14 protein-coding genes are annotated in these 25,940 nt (G+C 69.3%); 10 read left to right on the top strand and 4 right to left on the bottom strand.

The annotated features are described in order from the left end of the window. Position 1 precedes the first annotated feature (1 nt). Complete coding sequence (locus tag AC1U2B_RS23455; RefSeq protein WP_480218687.1) at positions 2-1,354, top strand: salicylate synthase; 1,353 nt, start codon at positions 2-4, stop codon at positions 1,352-1,354. A 1-nt stretch (position 1,355) separates the two neighbouring features. On the opposite strand, the gene AC1U2B_RS23450 is transcribed toward AC1U2B_RS23455, so the two are convergent. Next, a complete protein-coding gene (locus tag AC1U2B_RS23450) occupies positions 1,356-1,844 on the bottom strand; it encodes a MarR family winged helix-turn-helix transcriptional regulator (protein WP_480218671.1) in 489 nt (162 codons plus the stop codon). 114 nt (positions 1,845-1,958) lie between these two features. Here AC1U2B_RS23450 and AC1U2B_RS23445 point away from each other — a divergent pair, with 114 nt between their 5' ends. Next, entirely contained in the window at positions 1,959-2,669 is a 711-nt protein-coding gene (locus tag AC1U2B_RS23445) for a VldE C-terminal domain-containing protein (RefSeq protein ID WP_480218670.1), read from the top strand. Here AC1U2B_RS23445 and AC1U2B_RS23440 read toward each other — a convergent pair. The 3 genes from AC1U2B_RS23440 to AC1U2B_RS23430 form a co-directional block, all read right to left on the bottom strand. Next, the gene (locus AC1U2B_RS23440; RefSeq protein WP_480218669.1) at positions 2,610-3,992 is read right to left on the bottom strand and encodes an acyltransferase family protein; all 1,383 of its coding nucleotides are present in this window, start codon (positions 3,990-3,992) and stop codon (positions 2,610-2,612) included. The two genes, AC1U2B_RS23445 and AC1U2B_RS23440, sit on opposite strands and share 60 nt — an antisense overlap. A 43-nt stretch (positions 3,993-4,035) precedes the next feature. After that, positions 4,036-4,698: a VC0807 family protein gene (locus AC1U2B_RS23435; RefSeq protein ID WP_418005996.1), complete on the bottom strand. Its 663-nt coding sequence runs from the start codon at positions 4,696-4,698 to the stop codon at positions 4,036-4,038. Between the two features lie 126 nt (positions 4,699-4,824). After that, on the bottom strand, positions 4,825-6,468 hold the full coding sequence (locus AC1U2B_RS23430) for a (2,3-dihydroxybenzoyl)adenylate synthase (protein ID WP_480218668.1): 1,644 nt from the start codon (positions 6,466-6,468) through the stop codon (positions 4,825-4,827). A 95-nt stretch (positions 6,469-6,563) separates the two neighbouring features. On the opposite strand from AC1U2B_RS23430, the gene AC1U2B_RS23425 reads away from it, so the two are divergent. The 8 genes from AC1U2B_RS23425 to AC1U2B_RS23390 are packed head-to-tail and all read left to right on the top strand — an operon-like array spanning position 6,564 to position 25,930. Next, positions 6,564-10,052, top strand: a complete 3,489-nt coding sequence (locus AC1U2B_RS23425; RefSeq protein ID WP_480218667.1) for a non-ribosomal peptide synthetase — start codon at positions 6,564-6,566, stop codon at positions 10,050-10,052. Then, positions 10,049-10,807, top strand: a complete 759-nt coding sequence (locus AC1U2B_RS23420) for a thioesterase II family protein (protein WP_480218666.1) — start codon at positions 10,049-10,051, stop codon at positions 10,805-10,807. The genes AC1U2B_RS23425 and AC1U2B_RS23420 overlap by 4 nt, the downstream gene beginning before the upstream one ends. 4 nt (positions 10,808-10,811) lie before the next feature. Continuing rightward, positions 10,812-12,128: a beta-ketoacyl [acyl carrier protein] synthase domain-containing protein gene (locus tag AC1U2B_RS23415; protein ID WP_480218686.1), complete on the top strand. Its 1,317-nt coding sequence runs from the start codon at positions 10,812-10,814 to the stop codon at positions 12,126-12,128. After that, positions 12,125-15,031 (top strand): mycobactin polyketide synthase MbtD, encoded by a 2,907-nt coding sequence (gene mbtD, locus AC1U2B_RS23410; RefSeq protein ID WP_480218665.1) that lies wholly within the window; start codon positions 12,125-12,127, stop codon positions 15,029-15,031. Before AC1U2B_RS23415 ends, mbtD begins: the two co-directional genes overlap by 4 nt. A 1-nt stretch (position 15,032) precedes the next feature. Continuing rightward, the gene (locus AC1U2B_RS23405; RefSeq protein WP_480218664.1) at positions 15,033-20,096 is read left to right on the top strand and encodes a non-ribosomal peptide synthetase; all 5,064 of its coding nucleotides are present in this window, start codon (positions 15,033-15,035) and stop codon (positions 20,094-20,096) included. After that, the gene (locus tag AC1U2B_RS23400; RefSeq protein ID WP_480218663.1) at positions 20,093-24,451 is read left to right on the top strand and encodes a non-ribosomal peptide synthetase; all 4,359 of its coding nucleotides are present in this window, start codon (positions 20,093-20,095) and stop codon (positions 24,449-24,451) included. Before AC1U2B_RS23405 ends, AC1U2B_RS23400 begins: the two co-directional genes overlap by 4 nt. Beyond that, positions 24,448-25,740 (top strand): NADPH-dependent L-lysine N(6)-monooxygenase MbtG, encoded by a 1,293-nt coding sequence (gene mbtG / locus AC1U2B_RS23395; RefSeq protein WP_071286145.1) that lies wholly within the window; start codon positions 24,448-24,450, stop codon positions 25,738-25,740. Before AC1U2B_RS23400 ends, mbtG begins: the two co-directional genes overlap by 4 nt. After that, on the top strand, positions 25,718-25,930 hold the full coding sequence (locus AC1U2B_RS23390; protein WP_480218662.1) for an MbtH family protein: 213 nt from the start codon (positions 25,718-25,720) through the stop codon (positions 25,928-25,930). The genes mbtG and AC1U2B_RS23390 overlap by 23 nt, the downstream gene beginning before the upstream one ends. Positions 25,931-25,940 lie beyond the last annotated feature (10 nt).

Here is a 25,940-nt window from a genome sequence, read left to right as displayed (position 1 = left end):
AATTAACTTTGTGACTGCTGAAGCTATAGACGCGGCGTCTGTGACCCGGATTGCTTTGCCCGCCGATGTCTCCCCGGCCGATCTGATCGCGCAACTGGCAGCCGAACTGCCGGAGCGCTCCGGCGCCGACTACGTCGGCTACGAGCATTCGGGGGAGTGGGTGCTGGCCATCGGAGTGCGCACCGCCATCGAACTCGACTGTGACGAATTGCGGATCGTCGACGCCGGCGGCGCAGTCGCCCGCCAGGCGTGGAGCGGCCGGCCCGGAGAGGTACTCGGCGACGCTGTCGATCGGCTGCTCCTGGAGACCGATCGGCTGTTCGGTTGGGTCGCTTTCGAATTCGGCGCCTACCGGTTCGGGCTGCAGCAGCGCCTGCCGGCGGGGACCCCGCTGGCGCGGGTCTTCAGCGCGCGGACTCAGGTGGTCGTCACCGGCGGTGAGGTGTACGTGCTGGGCGACGTCGACGTCGTGGCCGGCACGCTGAATCGTCTGCTGCAGTCGGGGATTCCGGCGGCCGGCGTCACCCGCGCCGTCGATGTGAGTGTCGATGGCAGCGACTACCCGTCGCGGGTTGCCGCGGCCGTCGCCGAGATCGTTGCCGGCGACTACCAGAAGGTGATCCTGTCGCGCCGGTTCGAGGTCCCCTTCGCGGTCGACTTCCCGGCGACGTTCCGCGTGGGCCGGGCGAACAACACCCCGGTGCGGTCATTCCTGTTGCGGCTGGGCGGGATTCGCGCCCTGGGCTTCAGTCCGGAGCTGGTGGCCGCGGTGCGCGCCGACGGGACCGTGATCACCGAACCGCTGGCCGGTACGCGGGCCTTCGGCCGCGGCGCCGACCAAGACCGTGCGGCGCGTGCGGATCTGGAATCGAACTCGAAAGAGATTGTCGAGCACGCGATCTCGGTGCGCAGCTCCCAAGAGGAGATCACCGAGGTGGCCGAGCCCGGCACCACCGTCGTCAGTGACTTCATGACGGTGCGCGAGCGCGGCAGCGTGCAGCACCTGGGTTCGACCGTGTCCGGCCAGCTGTCGGAGCAGATGAACCGGATGCACGCGCTGGAGGCACTCTTCCCGGCGGTGACGGCCTCCGGAATACCCAAGGCCGAGAGCGTCGACGCCATCATGCGGCTCGACGAGTCGCCGCGTGGGTTGTACTCCGGCGCAGTCGTGATGTTCAGTGCCGACGGCGGCATGGACGCGGCGCTGACGCTGCGCTCGGCTTACGAGGCCGACGGCCAGACCTGGCTGCGGGCCGGCGCCGGCATCATCGCCGAGTCGACTCCGGAACGCGAGTTCGAGGAGACCTGCGAGAAGCTGACGACGCTGGCGCCGTACCTGGTGCCCCGCAGCTGAGCTAGAAGTCCAGGCCGGCCGGGGCGTCGGCGGGTGGTTCGCCGCCGGCTTGGGTGAACGCGTGCAGCGCGCGGACCATGCCAAGGCGCTCGCGGGCCGGCATGATCTCGACGATCCGGGCGATCTCGGCGCGGCGGCGTGCGATCACGGTGTCCACGACGGCGTGCCCCCTACGGGTCAGCTCGATGACGATCTCGCGGCGGGAATTCGGGTGTGTGCGCCGGTCGATCAGGCCGGCGGTGACCAGGCGCTCGGCCATCCGGCCGATGGTCGACGGCTGCACGTCGAGTTGAGCGGCGAGCGTGGTCAGATTGGTCGCGCCGCGCGTTGACAGGATTGCCAGGACCCGTAGCTGGGGGATGGTCAGAGTGTCGTCGACGACCGCGACACAGCGGGCCGTGATGTCCAGGAGCAGCCGCGATGCGGTGACGAGCGCGTCGGCGAAGGCATCGGCCGGCGGGTCGGTGATGGTTCTCGGACGGGCGGTCACCGCGATTCCTCCTCGGCTGGGTACCGCAAATTTACCCCTCGCGCAAATTAAATTTACCGGTCAGGCGAAATTGAAGCCGTTACCAAACGGTGACCTGCGGGGTATGGTGCACCGGTGGACAAGCCCGGATTAGCTACCGAGACGCGCGCACGGCGCCGTTGGTCGGTGGCTCTGGCGGCGCTGGTGATGCCGGCTGCGGCGTTCGTCGCTGCGGGCACTGCGGCCCACACCGGCACCACCGCCACTGAGGTGGACGTCTGCTGCGCGCAGGTGGTCCTGGCCGAGCCGACCGCTCCGCATCCGGGTTCGCTGATCATCGCCGAGGCAGCCGAGAGTTCGCGCGCCATGGTGCGCAGCATCGCTTTGCCGGTGGGTGTCGCCGCCGAGCGGGGGCTGCAGATCGACACCATCCTCGCCGAGCGCGCCGTCAGCGCGGCGTTCCCGGAGATCCACACGATGACCGGAGTTCGCCCGGACTCGCTGCGCTGGCATCCCGAAGGCCTGGCGCTGGATGTGATGGTGCCCGACTACGGGTCGTCCGCCGGCAAGGCGCTTGGCGACCGCATCCTGTCGTACGTGCTGGCCAACGCGCGGCGGTTCGATCTGAACCATGTGATCTGGCGGCAGGCGATCTACTACCCGGACGGCACCGCCCACCGGATGCCCGATTACGGCGGTCCCGACGCCAATCACTACACCCACGTGCACATCTCGACCAACGGTGGCGGCTACCCGACCGGCAACGAGGCGTACCTCATCTCCGCGTCAGGGCCGACTCTGGTCAAGAGCGGCGCGGTCAACGCGATCTTCGTCAGCGCGCACTGAGCCGGCCGATCCGCCCGGGGTCACTGGCCGCCGCGCCGCCGATCGTCCTGCGCTGATCCGTGCACCGGCGAGCGTAATCGTGAAGAGCGCCAACAGTGTCCAGCCCGCGCTGGTGCCCAGCCCGTACTTGGCCATCAGCAGCAGCGCCACGCCGGCGGCGCAGACCAGCACACCTGCCACGGTCGACGGGCTTCCGGTCGCCCGGACCCGGGCATCCCACCACTTCAACGGGTTGTGCTCGAGTGGGGACAGCAGCAGGAACATGACCGTCATCACCACCGCGAAGACCAGCGCCCGGATCGCGATGTTGCGCCAGAAGTGCGGGGCCGCAGGGTCGTAGGCGTCCAGGCCCACCGCGTGCAGGCCGAACGTCGAGATCGCGATGGCCGCGATGTGCCACAGGTACAACGTCATCGCCCCGCTGTTACCCACCACGATCAGGTACCAGACGCGGGGATGCTGGGCCCACCGGCGGACCACGGCGGCACAGGCGATGAACAGCGTGGGCATCCAGATGCACTGCAGCGCAAGCAAAAGCGTCGGCGGGGTCACGTTCGACATCCGTTCGGTGCCGGTGACGACCAGTGACACGTCGTACGGGCCGTACTTGGCGACCAGCACCTGGACGGCCAGCGTGGCGGCGGCGACCATCAGCGCCGAGCGAGGAGCGACGAGGCGGTGCGCGTAGGCCGCGCCGATGACCATCGGAATCAGCCAGACCACAACCAGATTCGCCGCGCCGGCCTCCAAGGTGTGGGTGCTGATGCGGGCCCAGTCACCGAGCGCCGCGACCGCCATCAGGGCCGCGACCACCAGGGTGGCAGAGCGGGCCGAGCGCAACCGGGCCAAGGCGGGGACGAACGCCAGCACGATCAGATAGGTGCCGAGGAACCAGAGCAGCGCCACCGCCTCGTTGCCCAGGGCGGCTGCGGATTCGGCGCCCATGGTGAACCGCACCACGACCAGGGCGACCGTCCAGGCGGCCAGGTACCACAGCGCCGGTCGGCACAACCGTTGTGCCCGGGTGAAAAGCCAGGTGCCCCACGGCGTGCCGTCCTGCCAGCTGTAGATGCCTGCCGCGGCTCCGGCAAAGAAGAACAGTGGCATGACCTGCAGCACCCAGGTGGCCGGTTGCAGGCTCGGGACGGCACCCAAGGTATTGCCGATCCGGACGCCGTCGGCAGTGATGGTGGCGAGCAGCAGCGCGCAATGGCCGAACATCACCACCAGCAGTGCACTCAGCCTGGCGACGTCGATGCTGCGGTCTCGGTCGGGCGCGGTGCCATCGATCACGGCGCGGAAGTCGGGCAGGAGTCTCGGCATGAACTGATGATGCCCCAGCGCCGCGCGGCGCGGATGAGTGTGACTACTCAGAACCGGTAGGTATTGCCACCGCCTCGGCGGCAGCGTCGTGCTGGCCGACGAAACGACGAATGCGGGCCACCGCGAACACGATGCAGAGCACCACGAGGGTGGGCCCCGTCGCGACGATGACGAACTGCGAGAGGTCGACGGGATAGTTGAAGATCATGTACAGCGCGAAGACGGGATAGAAGCCGCAGAGCAGCCCGAGTCCGACGCACAGCTGGGTGTGCAACCGGTGCCAGTCCTGGAGGCTCTGCTCGGTCCAGCCGCGTTCGGGCAGGGCCGGCTCGGCGAGGGCGGGGGAGATGACGCCGGTCATCTTCTTCGAATTCGGCTTGCGCAGCAGCCCGCTGATGGCGAACGACCACACCAGCAGGGACATCGGGACGAGCTCGAGGGCCTGGACGATGCGCGGGTTCTTGGTGGTGAGCGCGATGGTCAGCGAGCACACGGCGCCGACGATCACCACGACGTTCGCGGGCTCGACCTTCCGCTTGCGCACCATGGTCAGCGCGCCCTGCACGGCCGCGGTGATGATCGCCCCGACCAGCGCCAGGTACGGCTCGAAGTCGAACATGCGCAGCACGTAGTACGCGACCAGCGGCGGCACGGTGTTGATCGCCGTGTTCGTGATGTATTCGCGCAGACTCTTGGGTGTGTCCATGCCGGCGTCGGCTTGCTGTGACATTCGGGTTGCTCCTGGTGGGGGTCGGTGTTGTCTCGCGAGCAGACGCAAAACTGTCAATTTCAGTCGCGAATCGACAGCTTTATGTCTGCTCGCGAGGGGCTGTCAGGTGGCTGTGGCGATCGCGCGGATGATGGCCTTCTTGTCGACCTTGCCGACCGCGGTCACCGGCAGCGACGTCTGCGCCACCAGGGTGTCGGGCCGGCTGTGTACTGCGACACCGCGGCCGTCGAGGTAGCCGTTGAGGTCGCTGAGGCTGACTGGCGGTCCGCCGAAAACGACCACCGCACAGATTTTTTCGCCCAGGTAGGGGTCGGGCACCGGGACCGCGGCGGCGGCCCGGATCGACGGGTGCGTGAGCAGGTGCTCTTCGAGATCGAGCGCCGAGATGGTCTCTCCGCCACGATGGATGACGTCCTTGATGCGTCCGGTGACCTCGAGGTAGCCGTCGGCCCTGCGGCGTACCCGATCCCCGCTGCGGTAGTAGCCGTCTGGGCTGAACGACCGCTCGTTGTCCGATGGCGCGCGGTAGTAGCCACCCAGGGTGTACGGCCCGCGCACCAGGAGTTCGCCTTCGCTGCCGGCCGGCACGTCGGCGCCCTCGTCGTCGACGACGCGCAGTTCGTCGTCGGGGCACAGCGGCGCGCCCTGGGTGTGATCGAGCAGTTCGGGGTCGTCGCCGGGGCGGGTGTAGTTGATCAGCCCCTCGGCCATGCCGAAAACCTGTTGCAGGCCGGGCGTCAGCGCGGCGCGGGCGGCCGCCGCGTCCGGTGCGGAGAGCTTGGCGCCGCCGACTTGGAGCAGTCGCAACGTGGTGGGGCGCTGCGGTTCCCAATCGCAGGCCAGCGTCCACAGGGTGGCCAGGGCGGGCACCAGGGCGCAGACGGTGACGCCGTGCCGGGCGATGGTGGCGAACGCGGATTCCGGGCTGGGATCGGTGGTGAAGACGGTGGTGGCACCCACGGACATCGCACCGAGCATGCCCGGGCAGGACAGCGGGAAATTGTGCGCCGCCGGCAACACCGTCAGATACACGTCGTCACCGGTCATTTCGCACAGCGCGGCGCTGGCGGTGGCGTTGTAGTAGTAGTCGTCGTGGGTGCGGGGGATCAGCTTCGGTGCTCCGGTGGTGCCGCCGGATACCAGTAGCAATGCGGGTTCCGCTGTGTTGATTGTCGGCGCGGGTATTGGCGCATGGCCGAAAAGGGAAGTCCAGCTGGTGAATTCGCCGGCTTCGCCGTCGACGATCACCTGCTGGAGCCTCGGGTGCTCGGCGACCAGCTCGCGCGCCATGTCCCGGTAGTCGAAGCCGCCGAACCGGTCGGCGATGACGAGGGCGACCGCGCCGCTGACCGTGGCGAAATGACTGAGTTCGGCGCGGCGATGGGCGGGCAGGCACATGACGGGCACCGCACCCGCGCGCAGCAGCCCGAACAGGGCGATGGCGAAGTTCGCGGTGTTGGGCACTTGCAGCAGGACCCGGTCGCCGATTCCGATGCCGAGTGCGGCGAAGCCGGCGGCCGCCTCTGCGGCCATCTCATCGAGTTTGGCAAACGTGTATGACGCGGACGGATCGATGACGGCAACGCGGTCCGGCCACTGCCGCGCGCCGTCGGTCAGCAGGCTGTCCAGTGGTTTACCGGCCCAATAGCCCGCTTTGCGGTAGCGCTCGGCGCGATCGTGCGGAAACGGTACGAATCCGTTCAGCAAATGCTGATCGACCTCGGCGGAGGCAGTGGTGCGCGTCACGGCAGATCCCTCGGGGTAGGCATGGAGGTAGCAGCAATATAGGGTAGCCTAATCAAAATTAGGACAGCCTGTCTTTAACGTATTTGGAGGGTGTTGTGGGCGTCGTGGCAGTGAATTCGCAGGCCATCCGCGAGGAGGTTGCCGAACTGCTGGGTGCCCGCGCTGACACCCTCGATCCCGGCGCCGACCTGATCGGTCAGGGGCTGGACTCGATTCGCATGATGTCGCTGGCCGGACGCTGGCGGAAGCAGGGCATCGACATCGACTTCGCCGCACTGGCAGCGGAGCCGACCATCGCGGCCTGGTCCGAACTGCTGTCCGCGGCGGGCGGTCTGCAGCGCGCCGAAGCTTCGGTGCCGCAAGATAATTCGGAACATGACCAGCCGTTCGGGCTGGCGCCGATGCAGCACGCCATGTGGATCGGCCGGGAAGGCGACCAGCAACTGGGCGGCGTCGCCGGACATCTCTATGTCGAATTCGACGGCCAGGAGGTCGATGCGGAGCGATTGACCACTGCCGCAACGGCATTGGCAGCGCGGCACCCCATGCTGCGTGTGCAGTTCCTGGCCGACGGCACGCAGCGCATCGCCGCGCTCGACGGTGACTTCCCGGTGACGGTCACCGACCTGCGGGCCCTGCCGGCCGATCAGATCGCGGAGCAGCTGGCCGCCATCCAACGCCGCAAGGCGCATCAGCAGTTGACCGGCCAGGTGTTCGAACTGAGTCTGACGCTGCTCCCGGACGGCGCCACCCGCCTGCACGTCGACTTGGACATGCAGGCCGCTGACGCGATGAGCTACCGCACCCTGATGGCCGATCTCGCGGCTCTGTACCGCGGTGTCGAGCTGGCTCCGCTGGCCTACACCTACCGCGAATATCGCATGGCCACAACACAATCAGCTGAACAGGTCAATCCCAGGGCTGATGCGGACCGGCAGTGGTGGGGCGACCGGCTCCCGGAACTGCCCGATCCGCCTCGCCTGCCGCTGGTACCGGCCGCCGAGCAGAACGACCCGCGCCACACCACCCGGCGCTGGCACTGGCTGGCCCCCGACGTGCGGGACGCGCTGTATGCCGCCGCGCGCCGGCGCGGCATCACGCCCGCGATGGCACTGGCCGCATCGTTCTCCGACGCGCTGGCCTGCTGGTCGGCCGGGCAACGCTTCCTGCTGAACGTGCCGCTGTTCGGGCGCGACCAACGCCACGCTGATGTCGACCGCCTGGTGGGCGACTTCACGTCGTCGCTGCTGCTCGACGTCGACCTGACCGACGCGGCCACCGCGACCGGGCGATGCGCTGTCCTGCAGGACGCATTCCGCAGCGCCGCAGCACATTCCGACTACTCCGGGCTCGAAGTTCTCCGGGACCTGAGTCGGCACCGCGGCACCCAGGTGTTGGCGCCGGTGGTCTTCACCAGCGCCCTCGGCCTCGGCGAACTGTTCGGCTCGGCGGTGATCGAGACGTTCGGCACCCCGGGGTGGATCAATTCGCAAGGGCCGCAGGTGATGCTGGACGCCCAGGTGACCGAGTTCAACGGCGGCGTGCTGGTCAACTGGGACGTCCGCGAAGAGGCGTTCCCGGCGGGCGTCATCGACGCCATGTTCGCGCGGCACATCGCCGAGCTGGAGCGGCTGGCCGTCGACGACACCGCCTGGGAGGCCACCACGCCGGAGCCGTTGTCGGCGGCGCAGCGCGCGGTCCGCGACGAGGCCAACAGCCGCACGGCGGCGCCGAGTGGCGCGGCGCTGCACACCGGCTTCTTCGCCTCGGCTGCCGCGCGGCCGGCTGCCACGGCGATGATCGGCGAGACCCGGCAGTGGACGTATGCCGAACTGGCCGAAGAAGTTTCGGCCGTGGCATCGGCATTGCGGATCGCCGGCATCACGCCGGGGGACACCGTGGCCGTCCTCGGCCCCAAGGGCGCAGAACAGATCATCGCGCTGCTGGCCATCCTGGCCGCCGGCGGCGTCTACCTGCCGATCGGCGTCGACCAGCCGGCCGACCGCACCGAGAAGATTCTGGCGACCGGCGGCGTCCGGATGGCGCTGTACTGCGGCGACCTGACACCGTCGTGGAAGCCGTCACTGACCGTGACGGAGGCGATGCGGATCGGGCGCCGCGCCGACGGGCCGTTCGTCCCCGCCGCCACCGATCCGCACGAGCTGGCCTACGTGCTGTTCACCTCCGGTTCCACGGGCGAGCCCAAGGGCGTCGAGGTCACCCATGATGCGGCGATGAACACCGCCGAATTCCTGTACGGGCACTTCAACATCGGACCAGCTGACCGCTGCCTCGCGCTGGCCACCCTGGAATGCGACCTGTCGGTGCTCGACATGTTCGCCACCCTCGCCACCGGCGGCAGCATCGTGGTGGTCGACGAGCCGTACCGGCGCGACCCGGACCACTGGGCCGCCCTCATCGCCGAGCACGGCGTGACGGTGCTCAATTTCCTACCGGGCTGGCTGGAGATGCTCGTAGAGGTGGGCGCGGGACGTCTGGACACCGTGCGAGTGGTGCTGACCGGCGGTGACTGGGTCCGGACCGCCATGGTGCGGCACCTGCAGGCGCAGGCACCGGGTGTGCGCGTCGCCGGGCTCGGCGGTGCCACTGAAACTGCCATCCACGCAACCATTTTCGAGGCCGGCGAGCTGCCCGACACCTGGTCGGCGGTGCCCTACGGCGTGCCGTTCACGAACAACGCGTGCCGGGTGGTCAACGAGGCCGGCCAGGACTGCCCCGACTGGGTGGCCGGCGAACTGTGGTTCACCGGACGCGGCATCGCCTCCGGCTACCGTGGCCGGGCGGACCTGACCGCCGACCGATTCGTGCGCTACGCCGGCCGAACCTGGTACCGCTCAGGGGATTTGGCGCGATACCGGCCGGACGGCGTCCTGGAGTTCGTCGGGCGTGCCGACCACCGCGTGAAGATCAGCGGCTACCGGATCGAGCTCGGTGACGTCGAAGCCGCACTGCAGCGGGTGCCCGGGGTGCGCGCCGCGGTGGCCGGTGTGGTCTCCGGGGGCGAGCGCGGGCACGACGTGCTGGCGGCGCTGGTCTCGGTCGACGATCCCGACCTGACCACCGAGCGCATCGGCGCGGCGGTGGCCGAACTCGTACCGCCGCACATGATCCCGCGGCAGCTGCAGGTGGTTGCGGCGATTCCGTTCACCGTCGGCGGCAAGACCGACCGTCGGGCCGCAGCCGGTCAACTGGCGGCGCTGGTTCAGGCGGCCGACGGCGCCGGACGGGCGCTGCCGGAGACCACGCTGGAGCGGGCGCTGGTGGCGATCGTCTCCGAGCTGCTCACGGTCGACGCCGGTGTGGAGGACGACTTCTTCGAGCTCGGCGGTGACTCGGTCCTGGCGACCGCCACCGTGGCGCGGATCCGGAAGTGGCTGGACACCCCGACCGTCGGCGTACCCGACATCTTCGCCGCCCGGACCGTGCGAGCGCTGGCGCAGCGGCTCATCGGCCGCGAGGGCGGCAGCGGGCGACTGGAAATGGTCGCCGAGCTCTACCTGGAGATTGCTGAGATGAACCACGACGACGTGCTCACCGCGCTGGATCCGGCGGCTGTCTCATGACCGAAATGGGATCGGCCTCCGCGACTGGGCTGAAAGGCGCCTTCGCGCCCTGGATCAAGCACTACCCGGGCACCGGCGACGCTGGGGCCGTGGTGGTCTTCCCGCATGCCGGCGGTGCCGCGGTGGCCTACCGGGACCTGGCAACTGCCTTGTCGGGCAAGGGGATCGACACGTACGTCGTGCAGTATCCGCGCCGTGCCGATCGGCTCGCGCATCCGGCGCACCCGACGGTCGAGCAGCTCGCCGCCGATCTGTTCGCCGCGGGCGACTGGGCGGCCGCGGGCCCGCTGCGGCTCGTCGGGCACTGCATGGGTGCGGTGGTGGCATTCGAGTTCGCCCGGGTCGCCGAACAGAGCGGCGCCACCGTGCACAGCCTCTGGGCATCCGCCGGCCAGGCGCCGTGCGATGTGGTCGACGCGCCTCCGCTGCCGACCGGACCTCGCGAAATGCTCGCGGAGATGGTCGATCTCGGGGGTACCGACCCCCGGCTGCTCGCCGACCCAGATTTCGTCGAACTCCTGTTGATGGCGGTGGGTGCCGACTACGAAGCCCTCAACCGGTACCTGGGCGGCGGCCGCATCGCCGCCGACATCCACGCCCTCGGCGGACGCGACGACCATCGCATCGACCAGGACATGCTGCGCCGCTGGGAAGATCACACGTCGGGTGCCTTCACCCTGACCGAATTCGACGGTGGTCACTTCTATCTCAACGACCGGCTGGACGCGATCGCGGAAGTGATCAGTGCGCGCTGACTTGATGGGCACGGACGATCCGGTGGTCATCGTCGGGATGGCGGTCGAAGCGCCCGGTGACGTGGACAATGCCGAAAGCTATTGGCAGTTACTGTCTTCCGGATGCGAGGCGCTGAGCACCTTCCCAGAGGACCGGGGCTGGGCCGTGCGCGACCTGCTCGCGGGCTCGCGCCGCGACGGATTCAAGCGCATCCACAACCGCGGCGGCTTCCTCTCGGGCGCCGCTCTGTTCGATCCGTCGTTCTTCGGTATCTCGCCGCGCGAGGCGGTGGCGATGGACCCGCAGCAGCGAGTGGCACTGCGGGTGACGTGGCGGGCGCTGGAGGACGCCGGGATCAACCCGGACGAGCTGGCCGGACACGACGTCGGTTGCTACATCGGCGCCTCGGGCACCGGGTACGGCCCCGACCTTGCCGAATACTCGGACTTGAGCGGGCATCTGATCACCGGGACGTCGCTGGGCGTGATCTCCGGACGCATCGGTTACCTGCTGGGCCTCGATGGTCCGGCGCTGACGGTCGACACGTCGTGTTCGTCGGCGCTGACCGCGTTCCACACCGCGGTGCAGGCACTGAGCACAGGTGATTGCAGCATGGCGCTGGCCGGCGGCGTATGCGTGATGGGGTCGCCCGGATACTTCGTCGAATTCGCCAAGCAGCATGCACTTTCCGATGATGGGCACTGCCGGCCTTACAGCGCGCAGGCCAGCGGCACCGTGTGGGCCGAAGGCGCCGGGATGTTCGTGCTGGAGCGAAAGTCGGTGGCGCAGCGCAACGGGCACCGGGTGCTCGCGGAGGTGCGCGCCAGCTGCCTCAACCAGGACGGACGCAGCACCGGCCTGACCGCGCCGAGCGGTCCGGCCCAGGCCCGGTTGTTCGGCCGCGCGCTCGACCGATCCGGCGCCCGGCCCGACCAGATCGGGATGATCGAAGGGCACGGCACCGGAACCAAACTCGGGGACCGGACCGAATTGAACTCGCTGGCCCAGACCTACGGTGCCACCGCACCCGGGCAGGGCGCGGTCCTGGGTTCGGTGAAATCCAATGTCGGACACAGCCAGGCCGCCGCGGGCGCGCTGGGACTGGCCAAGGTGCTGGTCTCGGCCGAGCACGCCACCATCCCGGCGAGCCTGCACATCGAACAGGCCAGCGCTGAAATCGACTGGAGCGCACAGGGACTGAAGCTCGCCACCGAGCACACGCCGTGGCCTGCGGTGAACGGCGAACGTCTTGCCGCGGTTTCGGCTTTCGGCATGAGTGGCACCAATGCGCACGTCATCGTCGCCATGCCCAGCGATGTTGATGCGCGGGTGGCCTCATGAACATCTCGCACCTTCCTGACGGCCGCGTACCCGTGCTGCTCAGCGCGCACACCGAAGAGCTGCTGGCGGCTGAGGCGACCGGCATCGCCGACTACCTGGACCGGATCGGGGCCGTGAGCCTCGGTGCGGTGGCCGCGATGTTGTTGCGGCTGCGCCGTCGTCGTCGGTTCCGCGCCGTGGTCCGGGCGCATGACGCCGCCGAACTGGCGGCCGCACTGCGGGCGCTGGCGGCGGGCGAAGAGCACCCCCTGGTGGCGGTGTCCTCCCGGACCGCAGCCCCCCGGACGGCCTTCGTGTTCCCGGGTAACGGTGGCCAGTGGCCGTCGATGGGCACCGACGCGTATCGGCAGCTGCCGGTGTATCGCGCCGCGGTCGACCGCTGCGCCGCCGCGTTCGTCGCCGCGGGAATCGACTCGCCGCTGGACTTCCTGGTCGACCCCGTCGACCGCGAGTGGACCCAAATCCACAGTCAGAGCGCGCAGTTCACGCACGCCGTCGGACTGACCTCGGTCTGGCAGGCGCTGGGCATCGAGCCCGACGTCACGCTGGGGCACAGCCTCGGTGAAATCGCCGCGGCCCATGTCGCCGGTGCCATGACGCTGGCGGAAGCGGTCGCCGTGGTGATCGCCCGGGCCGGGGCGTTGGACAGCCTGGCCGGCGACTTCGGCGCGGCGAGTCTGGGCGTGAGTGTCGACGAAGCGCGGCAAGCGGTTTCGGATGCCGCCGGCTGGATGGAATTGTCGGTGGTCAACTCGGCGGCCTCGGTGGTGGTGTCCGGGGACCGGACCGCCATCGCGGACCTGGTGTCCGACATGCAATCGCGCGGTCGCTTCGCGCGCGTCATCGCCATGAGCTTCCCCGCCCACACCAGTGCGCTGGATCCGCTGCGGGCACAACTGCTTGCCGGGGTGCCGGAGTCTCGATTCGGCGATGGCACGGTGCCGTTCATCGGATCGGTGACCGGTGAGGTCGTCGGCGCGGACACGGAATTCGGTGAGTACTGGTACCGGAATCTGCGGAGCACCGTGCGGTTCGACCGGGCCGCCGCGACCGCGCGGGACAGCGGCGTCGACGGATTCGTCGAGATGTCGGCGCACCCCGCGTTGCTGCACGCGCTCGCCGACACCGATGCGCCGCTGATCGTCGGGTCGGGACGCCGCGACGAGGCCGTCGTCGACGTGCTCTCCGACAACATCGCCACCATGGCCGTAGCCGATCCCGACTACGACTGGGCCGAGCACATCGAGCCGAATCAACCGATACTGCGCGGATTTCCGCATGCCCCGATGGCAGCGATGCACCTGTGGGCCGCGCCGGAACCGCTGCCCGCGGTGGCCGGACTGACGGTCAGCGCCGAACACTGGCTGCCGCAGCCCGATGAGACCGTGCCGCTGATCATCCGGCGTGCCGCGGTGCTCGACCTGCCGGGACCGCGGGGTGAGCTGGCCGACCGGATCCGCGACGGTGTGCGGGCCAACCTCGGCACCGTGCTGGTCGAGCCCGCCGAGGCCGATCTGCTCATCGTCGTCGCGCCGATGCTCGACCACCCCGATACCGAGGCGGCGATCACGGACCTCGCCCAGCTGATCCGCGGTGGACTCTGCGACTACCCGAATGCCATTGGGTCACAATGCAACGACGTGTGGCTGGTGACCGTCGGCGGCGAGCACGTGCGCGACGACGAGCCGGTGGCGTTGCCGGCTCAGGCGGCCCTCGCCGCCATGCACCGCAGCATCGGCTTCGACCATCCGGATCAGTCCTTCCGCCACGTTGACCTGGCCTCCTGGGAAATCGACACGCCGGCGGCGACCGCCGTCGTCGAGACCATGCTGGGTACGGGAACCGAAGTGGCGCTGCGCGATTCGCAGCAGTACCGGCGCGGGCTGGTGGCCCTGCTGGCTGCTGACGCACCGGCGCTCGGGCTATTGGACAACGTGGTGATCACCGGCGGAAACGGTGCCGTCGGCCGGCATTTCGCGCGGACTCTCGCCGCCGCAGGCGCCCGGCGCATCGTGCTGGTGAGCCGCAGTGGCACCGATGCACAGCAACTGGCCGAGCTCGACGGCACCGACGTGGTGTCGGTGCAGTGCGACATCACGTCGTCCGAACAGGTTTCGGCCGCCGCGGCCGCCCACGCCGGCGACGGTGCGACGCTCGTGGTCCACGCGGCCGGAGCGGCGGCGTTCGGCACGACGGTCGGCGCGGATGAGCTCATCGCCACCGCGGCCGCGAAGGTCGCCGGTCTGGCCCGGCTGGCCGAGTCCTGGCCGTTGCGTGCCGATGCCCGAATCCTGGTGTGCTCATCGGTGTCCGGACTGTGGGGCGGGCTCGGTCATGTCGCCTACGCGGCCGTGAACCGCATGCAGGATGTGCTGGCCGGGCAGTTCCGCGCCAAGGGGCTCGACTGTGTGGCCGTGCGGTGGGGACTGTGGCCGGGCGCCGGCATCGTCGGTGCCGAGGAGGTGGCGCGGATCGAGCGCGCCGGGCTGCGGGAGATGGATCCGGACGTCGCCATCGAGGCGGCCCTGGGGACCTCCGCGCCCGCGCCGCTGATCTTCAGCGCCGATGCCGAGCGGTTGGCGACGCTGCTCGGTGCTGCCCCCGCTGACGCGGAACCGGCTGTACCGCAGCAGGTTCCGGTCGCCATCAGTGCCGGTGCCGACGCCGAAGACGTCGTCCGGCACGAGCTTTCGGCGGTGCTCAAATTGGGCGACCCCGGCGGCATCGACCTGACCGCGGCCCTGTTCGACCTGGGCCTGGATTCGCTGCTGGCACTGGACCTGCGCAAGCGACTGCGCCGGGGCACCGGCCGGTCCGTGCCGCTGGCCGGGCTGCTCAGCGGCATCACCGGTATCGAACTGGTGGATTTGCTAACCGATAGATCAGAAAAGGTGGAGAGCTAGCGTGACCGAGACCGACATCCGGGCAGAAGACGCTCGCCTGGAGCTGTTGCGGCGCAAGCTGGCCGAGCGCGGCCTGCAGTCCCAGGGCAACACGCAGTCGAACGATGGGGCGCCGGTGGTGCCGGTGCTGTCCGACGGCCAGCGCCGGATGTGGTTCGTGCAGACCGCCGAACCCGCGGGCGCCCTGCTCAATGTCTGTGTGTCCTTCGCGATCACCGGCGAACTCGACCACCAGCGCCTGCGGGCTGCGGTGAACGCGGTGGCCGGCCGGCACGCGGTACTGCGCACCACCTACCGGGCGGACGCGACAGGCGAACCCGGCCTGACGGTGCACGACCAGTTGGCACCGGGCTGGAGCACCCACGACCTGAGCGAGCTCTCGGAAGCGTCGCGCGCCCTGCGGCTCGAAGTGTTGGCGCAGCGGGAATTCGGCACGCCGTTCCAGCTCGACATTGAATCGCCCTTGCGGATCAGCCTGATTCGCACCGCGGCGGACGAGCACATCATGCTGCTCACCGCACACCACATCGCCTGGGACGACGCGTCCTGGCAGGTCTTCTTCGGCGATCTCACGCGGGCGTACGACGGCGCGCAGCTGGCCGAGGTGGTGCCGGCGGCGGTGCCCGCCGATGACCACACCGAGGCCCTGGAGTACTGGCGCGGCGTGCTCGCCGATCCGCCTGAGCCGCTGGAACTTCCGGGTCCGCACGGCTCGCTGGTGCCGACCGGTCACCGCTCGCAGCGCGTCACCCGGCGCATCGATGCCGATACCGTGGCCCGGGTCTCCGAGCTGGCCCGCCAGACCGGATCCACGCCGTACACCGTGTTGCTGGCGGCGTTCGGCACCTTGCTGCACCGCTACACCCACGCCGACGATGTCCTGGTCGCGACGCCGGTGCTCAACCGCAGCGGCGGCACCGAGGAAGCGCTGGGGTACTACGGCAACACGGTTGCGTTGCGGCTGCGCCCCGAATCACGCCAGAGTTTCGGCGAATTCGTCACTCAGGCCAAGGGCACCACCCACGGCGCCTTCGCGCATCAGCAGATCAACCTGGACCGGGTGGTGCGCGAGCTCAACCCGGACCGCCGGCACGGCGTGGAGCGGCTGGCACGGGTCTCGTTCGGCGCCCGCGAGGCCGACGGCCGCGGCTTCTGCCCGTCCGGCATCACCTGCCGCCGGGCCGAGTACCGGGGCCACCAGACGCAGCTGCCGCTGGGCTTCATGGTCGAGTTCGAGGACGACGGGGCCGTGGTCGAGGCGGAGTACCTGACCGAAATCCTCGACGCCGCACTGGCCGACCAGCTGCTGCGGCACTACGTGGTGCTGCTGGAGTCCGCGCTGGCCGACCCGACCCGGGCGCTGGCCGAGCTGGATCTGATGGATGACCACGACGCCGACTGGCTGCGGCAGATGGCGAACGGGGAACAGTTCAGCACCCCGGACACCACGTTGGCCGCGTTGATCGAGGCCCAGACCGAGCGCACCCCGGAGTCGGTTGCGGTGGCCTACGAGGGCCGGTACTACACCTACCGCGAACTCAACGCCGAGGCGAACCGGTTGGCGCACTGGCTGATCGGCCAGGGCATCGGCACCGAAGACCGGGTTGCCGTACTGCTGGAGAAGTCGCCCGAGCTGGTGATCACGGCGCTCGCCATCGTCAAGGCCGGCGGCGTGTACCTGCCGGTCGATCCGACCTACCCGGAGGACCGGCTGTCCTTCATCCTGGGTGACTGCGACCCGAAACTCGTGATCCGCGAACCGGTCACCGACCTCTCGGGGCAGCGGGACGACAACCCCACCGACGCCGATCGGGTGCGGCCGCTCACCGCGGGCAACACCGCCTACCTGATCTACACCTCGGGCTCGACCGGTTTGCCCAAGGGCGTCCCGGTGCCGCACCGTCCGGTCGCCGAGTACTTCGTGTGGTTCGTCGACGAGTACCAGATCGATGCCGACGAGCGGCTGCTGCAGGTCGCCTCGCCGAGCTTCGATGTGTCGATCGCCGAGGTGTTCGGCATGCTGGCGTGCGGTGCGCGCCTGGTCATTCCGCGCCCGGGCGGCCTCAACGACATCGGGTACCTGACCGAGCTGCTGCGCGGCGAGGGCATCACGTCCATGCACTTCGTGCCGTCGCTGCTGGGGCTGTTCCTGTCCCTGCCGGGCGTCAACGAATGGCGCAGCCTCAAGCGCGTGCCGATCGGTGGTGAAGCGCTGCCGGGCGAGGTGGCGGACAAGTTCCACGCCACCTTCGACGCGCTGCTGCACAACTTCTACGGACCGACCGAGACGGTCATCAATGCCAGCCGGTACCGCGTCGAGGGTAAGCAGGGCACGCGCATCGTGCCGATCGGCAAGCCGAAGATCAACACGCAGATGCACCTGCTCGACGATGCCCTGCGGCCGGTGCCGGTCGGCGTCATCGGCGAGATCTACATCGGCGGGACACATGTCGCGCACGGATACCACCGGCGCCCCGGCCTGACCGCCGAGCGCTTCGTCGCCGACCCGTTCACCGCGGGTGGCCGGCTATACCGCTCGGGTGACCTGGCTCGTCTGAACAGCGACGGTGACATCGAATTCGTCGGCCGCGCCGACGAGCAGGTCAAGATCCGCGGCTTCCGCATCGAACTCGGCGAGATCGCCGCCGCCATCGCGGTGGACCCCAGCGTCGGCCAGGCCGTCGTCGTGGCGAGCGACCTGCCCGGGCTGGGCAAGAGCCTCGTCGGCTACCTCACCCCGGCTGAGCGCGGTGACCTGGAATCGGTTGACGTGCAACGAATCAAGGCCCGGGTGGCGGCAGCGCTGCCGGAGTACATGGTGCCGGCCGGGTACGTCGTGCTCGACGAAATCCCGATCACCGCGCACGGCAAGATCGACCGCCGCGCGCTGCCCGATCCGGACATCCAGTCCCGCACCGCTTTCCGTGAACTGACCACCGACACCGAGCGGAAGGTCGCCGAACTGTTCGCCGACCTGCTCGGCGTCGACCAGATCGGTGCCGACGACTCCTTCTTCGAACTCGGCGGGCACTCGCTGCTGGCCACCAAACTGGTCGCCGCGATCCGGGCGCGCTGCAACGCCGAGATCGGCGTTCGTGAGGTGTTCGAGCTGGGCACCGTCGCCGAGATCGCCGCTCGGGTCGACACCGGGGCGCCGCACAACCGGCCGCCGCTGCTGGCGATCGAGCACACCGGCCCGCGCCAGATGTCGGCATCGCAACTGCGCCAATGGTTCCAGTACCGCATCGACGGTCCCGGCCCGGTCAACAACATCCCGTTCGCGGCCCGGATCACCGGCCCGTGCGACGTCGACGCATTCGTCGCCGCGCTCGGTGATCTGGTCGAGCGGCATGAGGTGCTGCGCACCACCTACACCGAAATCGACGGCGTGCCCTACCAGGTCGTGAACGACCCGGCGCCGCTGCCGGTCCGCCGCGCCCGCGGCGCCGACGAGGAGTGGTTGCAGGCCGAACTCGACCAGGAACGCCGGTACGTGTTCGACCTGGAGGCGCAGTGGCCGATCCGGGCCGCGGTGCTGTCGATCCCGGGCCAGCACGTGCTGTCGATCATGGTGCACCACATCGCCGCCGATCACTGGTCGGCCGGCGTGCTGTTCACCGATCTGGTCACCGCGTACCGGGCTCGTCTCGAGCACCGCGCTCCCGAGTTCGTGCCGCTGCCGATCCAGTACTCGGACTACGCGGCCTGGCAGGCCACGCTGCTGTCCGATGAGTCGGGAATGCTTGCCGAGCAACGTGACTACTGGCGCGGCCAACTCGCCGCGCCGGCCGCCGACCCGGGGCTGCGGCCCGACTTCACCCGGCCGCCGGTGCTCTCGGGTGAGGGCGCGTCGGTGCCGTTCGTCGTCGACCCCGATATTCGGGCCAAGCTGACCGCGCTGACCCGCGAGCTCGGTATCACCGACTTCATGCTGCTGCAGTCCGCGGTGGCCGTGGCGCTCGCGAAATCGGGGGAGGGGCTCGACATTCCGCTCGGCACCCCGGTCGCGGGCCGCACCGAAGCCGAACTCGATGCGCTGGTGGGCTTTTTCATCAACATCCTCGTACTGCGCAACGACCTGAGCGGGGACCCGACCCTGCGCGAGATTCTGGTCCGGTCTCGGGACACCGCCCTGGCTGCCTACGCGCATCAGGACCTGCCGTTCGATCACGTCGTCGATACGGTCAGCCCGGCCCGGTCGTTGTCGCGCAACCCGCTGTTCGGCGTCGTCGTGCACGTGCGGGAAGACCTGCCCACCGACCACGTCATCGATTCGCGTGCCGACGGCGACACCACGTTCACGGCGCTGGAGCCGACTTTCGACGTGGCGCACGCCGACCTGTCGGTGAATTTCTTTGCCACGCAGGACGGTTACCGCGGTCACCTGATCTTCCGCACCGATCTGTACACGCGGCAGACGGCCGAGCGGCTCGCTGATCGGCTGGTCCGGGTGATCACCGGCATCGCCGAGAACGCCGATCAGCGCTTGCGGGATCTGCGTGTCGATGAGGCGGTTGAAGGTACCGACGGGGTGCTGGTGCTCGACGAGTGGCGTCAGCCCGTGGGCGTAGGTGTGGTGGGTGACATCTACGACGCCGCAACAGGTTCGGAGCCGACCGGCGAACGCGGCAGATGGCTGGCACACGGGCAGCTCGAGCGCATCGAGGCCGTACAGCTGCGCGCGGCCGGCACCGGGACAACCGTTGCGGAACCTGCGCGCACCGACACCGAACGCGCCCTCATCGCCCTGCTGGCCGAGGTGCTCGAGGCCGGCGCCGAGATCGGACGCAACGACGACTACTTCAGTCTGGGTGGCGACAGCATCAAGGCAGTGCAGCTGGCAGCCCGGGGCCGCGACACGGGCCTGAAGCTGACCGCTCGCATGGTGTTCGAGTATCCGACGGTCCACGAGCTGGCGGCGGCGATCGACGCCCGGTCGTCCGCGGAAACTCCTGGGGCACAGGGTGAGGACCGCGAGCACGCGCCGATGACGGTGTCGGGTCTGTCCGCGGCAGAGCTGGCCGAGTTGACCGCGTCGTTCGCGGCGTCGCAGGAGCCGCAGTGACCACACTGCAACCGGCACCGGTAATCGAGGATGTGCTGGCGCTCAGCCCGCTGCAGCACGGGCTGTACTCGATGGCCCAGCTCGATCAGGCGGACGATCCGTACCTGATCGCGATGTCGGCCGACATCGATGGCGACGTCGACGCGGCGCTCCTGCGGGACTGCGCGGCAGCGTTGTTGGTGCGGCATCCGAACCTGCGGGCCAGCTTCGTGCAGGCCGGAACCCGCACGGTGCAGTTGATTCCGAGTGCCGTCGAGCTGCCGTGGCAGCAGCTCACGGCCGAGTCGTCCGACGATGCGGACCACCTCGAAGCGCGGGAACGGCGCCGTCCGTTCACCCTGGAGCGTGGCCCGGCCGTCCGCTTCCTGCTCATCGAAATGCCGGAACGGCGTTGGCGTTTCGCGGTCGTCGCGCATCACATCGTGATCGACGGCTGGTCGCTGCCGTTGTTCGTCGGCGAACTGCTCGCGCTGTACGCCGCCGGCGGCGACATCACGGTGCTGCCCGCCGCACCTCGTCCGTACCGCGACTACATCGGATGGCTCGCGGCCCGCGACCCGGAGGCCAGCCGCCGGCTCTGGCAGCAGCACCTGTCCGGACTCGACGGCCCGACCATGCTGGCTCCGGCGCTCGGCTCGGGCGAGCTCGGCGACGATCTGCCGCACAGCACCGAGATCAAGGCATCCCGCGAGGACACGCATCGTCTGGTCGAGGCTGCGCGGGCGCACGGCGTCACGGTCAACACGCTCACCCAGATGGCCTGGGCGGCAATACTGTCGGTGCTCACCGACCGGCGCGACGTGGTCTTCGGCGTCACCGTCTCGGGACGGCCGGGAGAACTGGCCGGCGTCGAGTCGATGGTCGGGCTGTTCATCAACACCGTGCCGCTGCGGATCCGGCTGGACCCGCTGCGGCGCGTCGGTGAGCAGTGTCTGGCACTGCAGCGGGACGCTGCCGAACTGCGCGAGCACAGCTACCTGACGCACACCGAACTCCGATCCCTCGGCGGTGTGGGGGAACTGTTCGACAGCCTCCTGGTCTACGAGAACTTCCCGCCGGGTGCCTTGGTCGGCAGCGGCGAATTCGACGTCCGCGGAGCCATTTTCCGGCCCCGGGCACTGCAGAGCCTCGCGCATTTCCCGATCACCGTCGCGGCGCACCTGACCGACGGCGAACTGACCATTCTGGTCGAGACGAAAGACGGTGCCACCGGGCTGCTTTCGCCGGAGAGTCTCGGCCGGCAGGTGCTCGCGGTGATGCAGCGGCTCGTCGACGGCTGGGACCGGCCGTTGCGGGACGTCAGCATCCATCTGACGGCGCCCGCTGTGGCGGGGGCGCCGGCCACCACTGAAACCGGTGGCATTCACGAGAAATTCACCGCCGCCGCGCGCAGCAAGCCGGGGTCGGTGGCCCTGACCTACGACGGCGGCGCACTGACCTTCCGCGGTCTCGACGAAGCATCCGACCACGTCGCCGCCGAACTGCGGCGCCGCGGCGTCGTGACCGAGACGCCGGTGCCGATACTGCTGCGCCGGGGCCCCGACTACGTGGTCGCGATGCTCGGCGTGCTCAAAGCCGGCGGACTGATCGTGCCGCTGGATCCGTCGATGCCCGCCGACCGGATCGAAGAGATCCTGGGCCAGACCAGTGCATCGATCGTGGTGGACGACGCCCTGCTGACCGCCGCGGGCAGCACTCCCGTCGGCGAATTCGAGCCGGCGCCAACACATCCCGGCCAGGGTGCTTACATCGTGTTCACGTCGGGTACCACCGGCAAGCCCAAGGGCGTGATCGGCACGCATGCCGCGGTGCTCGCGTACGCCGCCGATCATGCCGCTCGGGTGTTGCACCCCGCGGTGGCGAAAACGGGTCGGCCACTTCGGGTTGCGCACGCGTGGTCGTTCACCTTCGACGCGGCCTGGCAGCCGCTGGCGGCGCTGCTGGACGGCCACGGCCTGCACATCGTCGGTGATGAGGTGCAGCGCGATGCCGAGGCGCTGGTGGCGACCATCGGGCAGTACGGCGTCGACCTGATCGACACCACGCCGTCGATGTTCACCCAGCTGCAAGCCGAAGGCCTGCTGACGACCGTGCCACTGACCGCGCTGGCGCTGGGCGGCGAGGCCGTCGACCCGAACGCGTGGACGGCCATCCGCACGGAGTGCGACCGCACCGGCATGTCGGCCTACAACTGTTACGGCCCAACCGAAACCACGGTCGAAGCTGTCGTGGCCGCATTCACCGAGCACGACGCGCCGTCCATCGGGCATCCGACCACCGCCACTCGCGCCTACGTCCTGGACGCCTGGCTGCGGCCGGTGCCGGACGGTGTCACCGGTGAGCTGTACCTGTCCGGTGACCAGCTCACGCGCGGCTATCTGGGCCGCGCCGGTGAGACCGCCGCTCGGTTCGTCGCCGATCCGTTCGTGCCCGGCGCCCGGATGTACCGCACCGGCGACGTGGTGCGCCGCGATCCCGCCACCGGCGGACTGCAGTTCCAGGGGCGCTCCGACGATCAGGTGAAGATCCGTGGCTTCCGGGTGGAACCCGGCGAGGTCGCCGCGGTGTTGCACGCGCACCCCGGGGTGCGGCACGCGCACGTCACCGTCCGGCGGCACGGCAGCGGGCCACGGCTGGTCGCTTACGTCGCCGGAGCGGCAGCGGTCGCCGAGTTGCGGCGGATGCTGGCGTCCCGGCTGCCGAGATACCTGGTGCCGCACCACATCATCGCCGTCGACGAGATTCCGCTGACCGTCAACGGCAAGGTGGACGACGCCGCGTTGGCCGCGATCGACGCCGCAGCCGGCGCCGGGCAGACGGCAGCTCCGGCCTCCGCTACCGAACTGGCCGTGGCCGAGCTGTTCGCCGAGGTCCTCGGTGTGGCCGAGCCGTCCGGACTCGATGTCACCGCCGATTTCCTCGATCTGGGGCTCGACAGCATCGTCGCGCTGTCGGTGGTGCAGGCCGCACGCCGCCGCGGACTGGCATTGCGTGCGCGGATGATGCTGGACTGCACCAGCATTCGCGAGCTGGCCGACGAACTCGACGCCGAGAACGAGTTGGCCGCCACCGCGGCAGAGGAGGCCGGCCCCGTACCGGTGCTGCCCAACGTGCATTGGCTGTACCAATACGGCGACGGCCGGCGACTGGCTCAGACCCAGGCGCTGCGACTGCCGGACGCCATCACCGCCGAGCAACTGACCCTGCTGCTGCACAACGTCATCGCCGCACACCCGGCCCTGCGCAGCCGTCTGGACCGGGCCACGATGACCCTGGTCGACCATCCGGTGGGGGACATCTTGTCCGAGATCACCGTCGACGGCGACGTCGTGGCCGCGGTCGCCGAGCAGACCGATCTCGCGGTCGAACGGCTCGACCCGGAGCAGGGACGCCTGCTGCAGGCGGTGCTGATACACACCGGGTCCGGCGACAAGGTGTTGGTCCTCAGTGCGCACGTGCTGGCCGTCGACCCGGCGTCCTGGCGAATTGTGCTCGGCGAGTTGGAGAACGGCTGGCACGCACTGACCTCCGGTGCCGAACCCGCCGCCATCCGCGAACACACCAGCTATCGGGCGTGGTCCCGACTGGTCGTCGAACGAGCGCAGCGCCTCGACACCGTGGACTTCTGGGAGGCGCAGGTCGCCGGCCCCGATCCGCAGCTCGGCAGCCGCCGGGTGCGGCCCGAGACGGACTGCGCCGCAGACGTGGTGGTCGCCATGGCGATCATCGACCCGGAGCTGACCGCGCGAGTGCTTGCGGCGGGTCAACCGGTCACCGATCTGCTGGCCGCCGCGACCGCACGCACAGTGACCCGCTGGCGGCAGCGCCGCGGACAGGACACCCCGGCTCCGCTGCTGGCTCTGGAGACCCACGGCCGCGCAGACTCCGTGGTGTCGGATGACGTCGACACCGGTGACACCGTCGGCTTGCTCAGTGCCATCTACCCGGTGCGGATCAGCTCCGAAACGGCACACGAGGTCAGCGTCGAGATCGCCGCGGTCCCGGGCCACGGCATCGACTTCGGGCTACTGCGGTATCTGCGCGCGGACACCGCGGAGCGGTTGTCGGCCTACCCGGAACCTCAGGTGCTGCTGAACTACCTGGGCCGAGTGCACCTCGGGGCGAGCGGTGATGCGATGCAGCTCGATGGTGCACTGCTGGCCGGCGCGTCACCGGTACCCGAGCCGAACTACGCGGTGCACCACGAGCTGACCTTGATGGCCGGGATCATCGACCACGGGGGGACCACGATGCTCGGTGTCCAATGGCGCACGGTGCCAGACATTCTCAGCGCAGACGACATTGCCGAATTGCAGCAGCTGTGGGAATCGCAGCTCAGGGAAGTGGTGAAATGACCGAGACCAGAAACACATTGGCCGTCATCGGCGCCGGTGCCAAGGCCGTCGCCGTGGCCGCCAAGGCCGCCGAACTGCGGGCCATGGGCGTGGACGCGCCCGACATCATCGCGGTGGAACGCCTTGGCGTGGGCGCCAATTGGCAGGCCGCCGGCGGCTGGACCGACGGCCGGCACCGGCTGGGTACCGGCCCCGAGAAGGACGTCGGATTCCCGTACCGGTCCGCGCTGGTGCCGCGCCGCAACGTCGAGCTCGACGAGCGGATGATGCGGCACAGCTGGCAGTCGTACCTGATCTCGACGGGGCAGTTCGCCGAATGGATCGACCGCGGACGGCCCGCGCCCACCCACCGGCGCTGGAGCCAGTACCTGGCGTGGGTGGCGGAAAGCGTTGCCATGCAGGTGGTTACGGGCGAGGTCACGCAACTGTCGGTGGATGGCGACCAATGGGTGCTGCACTGCCGCGATCAGCAGGTCCGCGCCGACGGCGTGATGATCACCGGGCCCGGCCAGGCCGAGCGGTCCATCCTGCCGGGACACCCGCGGGTGCTGTCGATCGCCCAGTTCTGGCATCGCGTCGCCCAGGACGAGCGCATCAACGCCGAGCGGGTCGCCGTCATCGGTGGCGGCGAGACGGCCGCCACCATGCTCGATGAGCTGTTCTCGCACCGGGTTTCGACCATCACGGTGATCTCCCCGGGGGTCACCCTGTTCACCCGCGGTGAGGGCTACTTCGAGAACACCCTGTTCTCGGATCCGACCGGCTGGGCCGGGCTCAGCGTCTCCGAGCGCCGAGATGCCATGGCCCGCACCGACCGTGGCGTGTTCTCCGCCCGGGTTCAGGATTCGCTCCTGGCCGACGACCGCATCCGGCATCTGCGCGGCAGGGTCGCCCATGCGGTGCCCCGGGAAGACCGAATCCGGTTGACCCTGCAGACCGAACGCGAGTCCGGCAGTCTGGAGACCGTGCACGGCTTCGACCTGGTGATCGACGGTTCCGGTGCCGATGCCATGTGGTTCGCGCCGCTGCTGAGCCAGGATGCACTGGACGTCCTGGAGCTGGGCATCGGTGCGCCGCTGTCGTCCGACTCGCTGCAGCGGTCCATCGGCTACGACCTCGCGGTCACGGGCGTCGCGCCGAAGTTGTTCCTGCCCAGCCTGTCCTGGCTCACCCAGGGCCCTGGTTTCCCCAACCTCAGCTGCCTCGGTCTGCTCAGCGACCGCGTGCTGGGTGCCGAATATTCCACACAATCCGCGAGGAGAAGCGATGAGCAGCAATCCGTTCGATGACGAGAGCGGCGCGTTCTACGTCCTGATCAACGACGAAGCGCAGCACAGCTTGTGGCCGGTGTTCGCCGATGTGCCCGCCGGCTGGCGCGTCGTGTTCGGCGAGAGCACGCGCGCGGACTGCCTGGCCTACGTCGAAGAGACGTGGACCGACATCCGGCCCAAGACGTTGCGGGACTCCCTGGTCGGCTGAGCCGCTCCCT

Source organism: Mycolicibacterium sp. P4_G11 (genome assembly GCF_056555145.1).
The sequence above is the reverse complement of the archived record's forward strand: the minus strand, read 5'-3'. Positions and strand labels throughout refer to the sequence as shown.

What these genes read in the sequence shown, in the direction of transcription:
- AC1U2B_RS23440 (WP_480218669.1), bottom strand. Translation starts at nt 3,992, where the DNA reads ATGCCGAGACTCCTGCCCGACTTCCGCGCCGTGATCGATGGCACCGCG.
- AC1U2B_RS23435 (WP_418005996.1), bottom strand. Translation starts at nt 4,698, where the DNA reads ATGGACACACCCAAGAGTCTGCGCGAATACATCACGAACACGGCGATC.
- AC1U2B_RS23420 (WP_480218666.1), top strand. Translation starts at nt 10,049, where the DNA reads ATGACCGAAATGGGATCGGCCTCCGCGACTGGGCTGAAAGGCGCCTTC.
- AC1U2B_RS23415 (WP_480218686.1), top strand. Translation starts at nt 10,812, where the DNA reads ATGGGCACGGACGATCCGGTGGTCATCGTCGGGATGGCGGTCGAAGCG.
- mbtD (WP_480218665.1), top strand. Translation starts at nt 12,125, where the DNA reads ATGAACATCTCGCACCTTCCTGACGGCCGCGTACCCGTGCTGCTCAGC.
- mbtG (WP_071286145.1), top strand. Translation starts at nt 24,448, where the DNA reads ATGACCGAGACCAGAAACACATTGGCCGTCATCGGCGCCGGTGCCAAG.
- AC1U2B_RS23390 (WP_480218662.1), top strand. Translation starts at nt 25,718, where the DNA reads ATGAGCAGCAATCCGTTCGATGACGAGAGCGGCGCGTTCTACGTCCTG.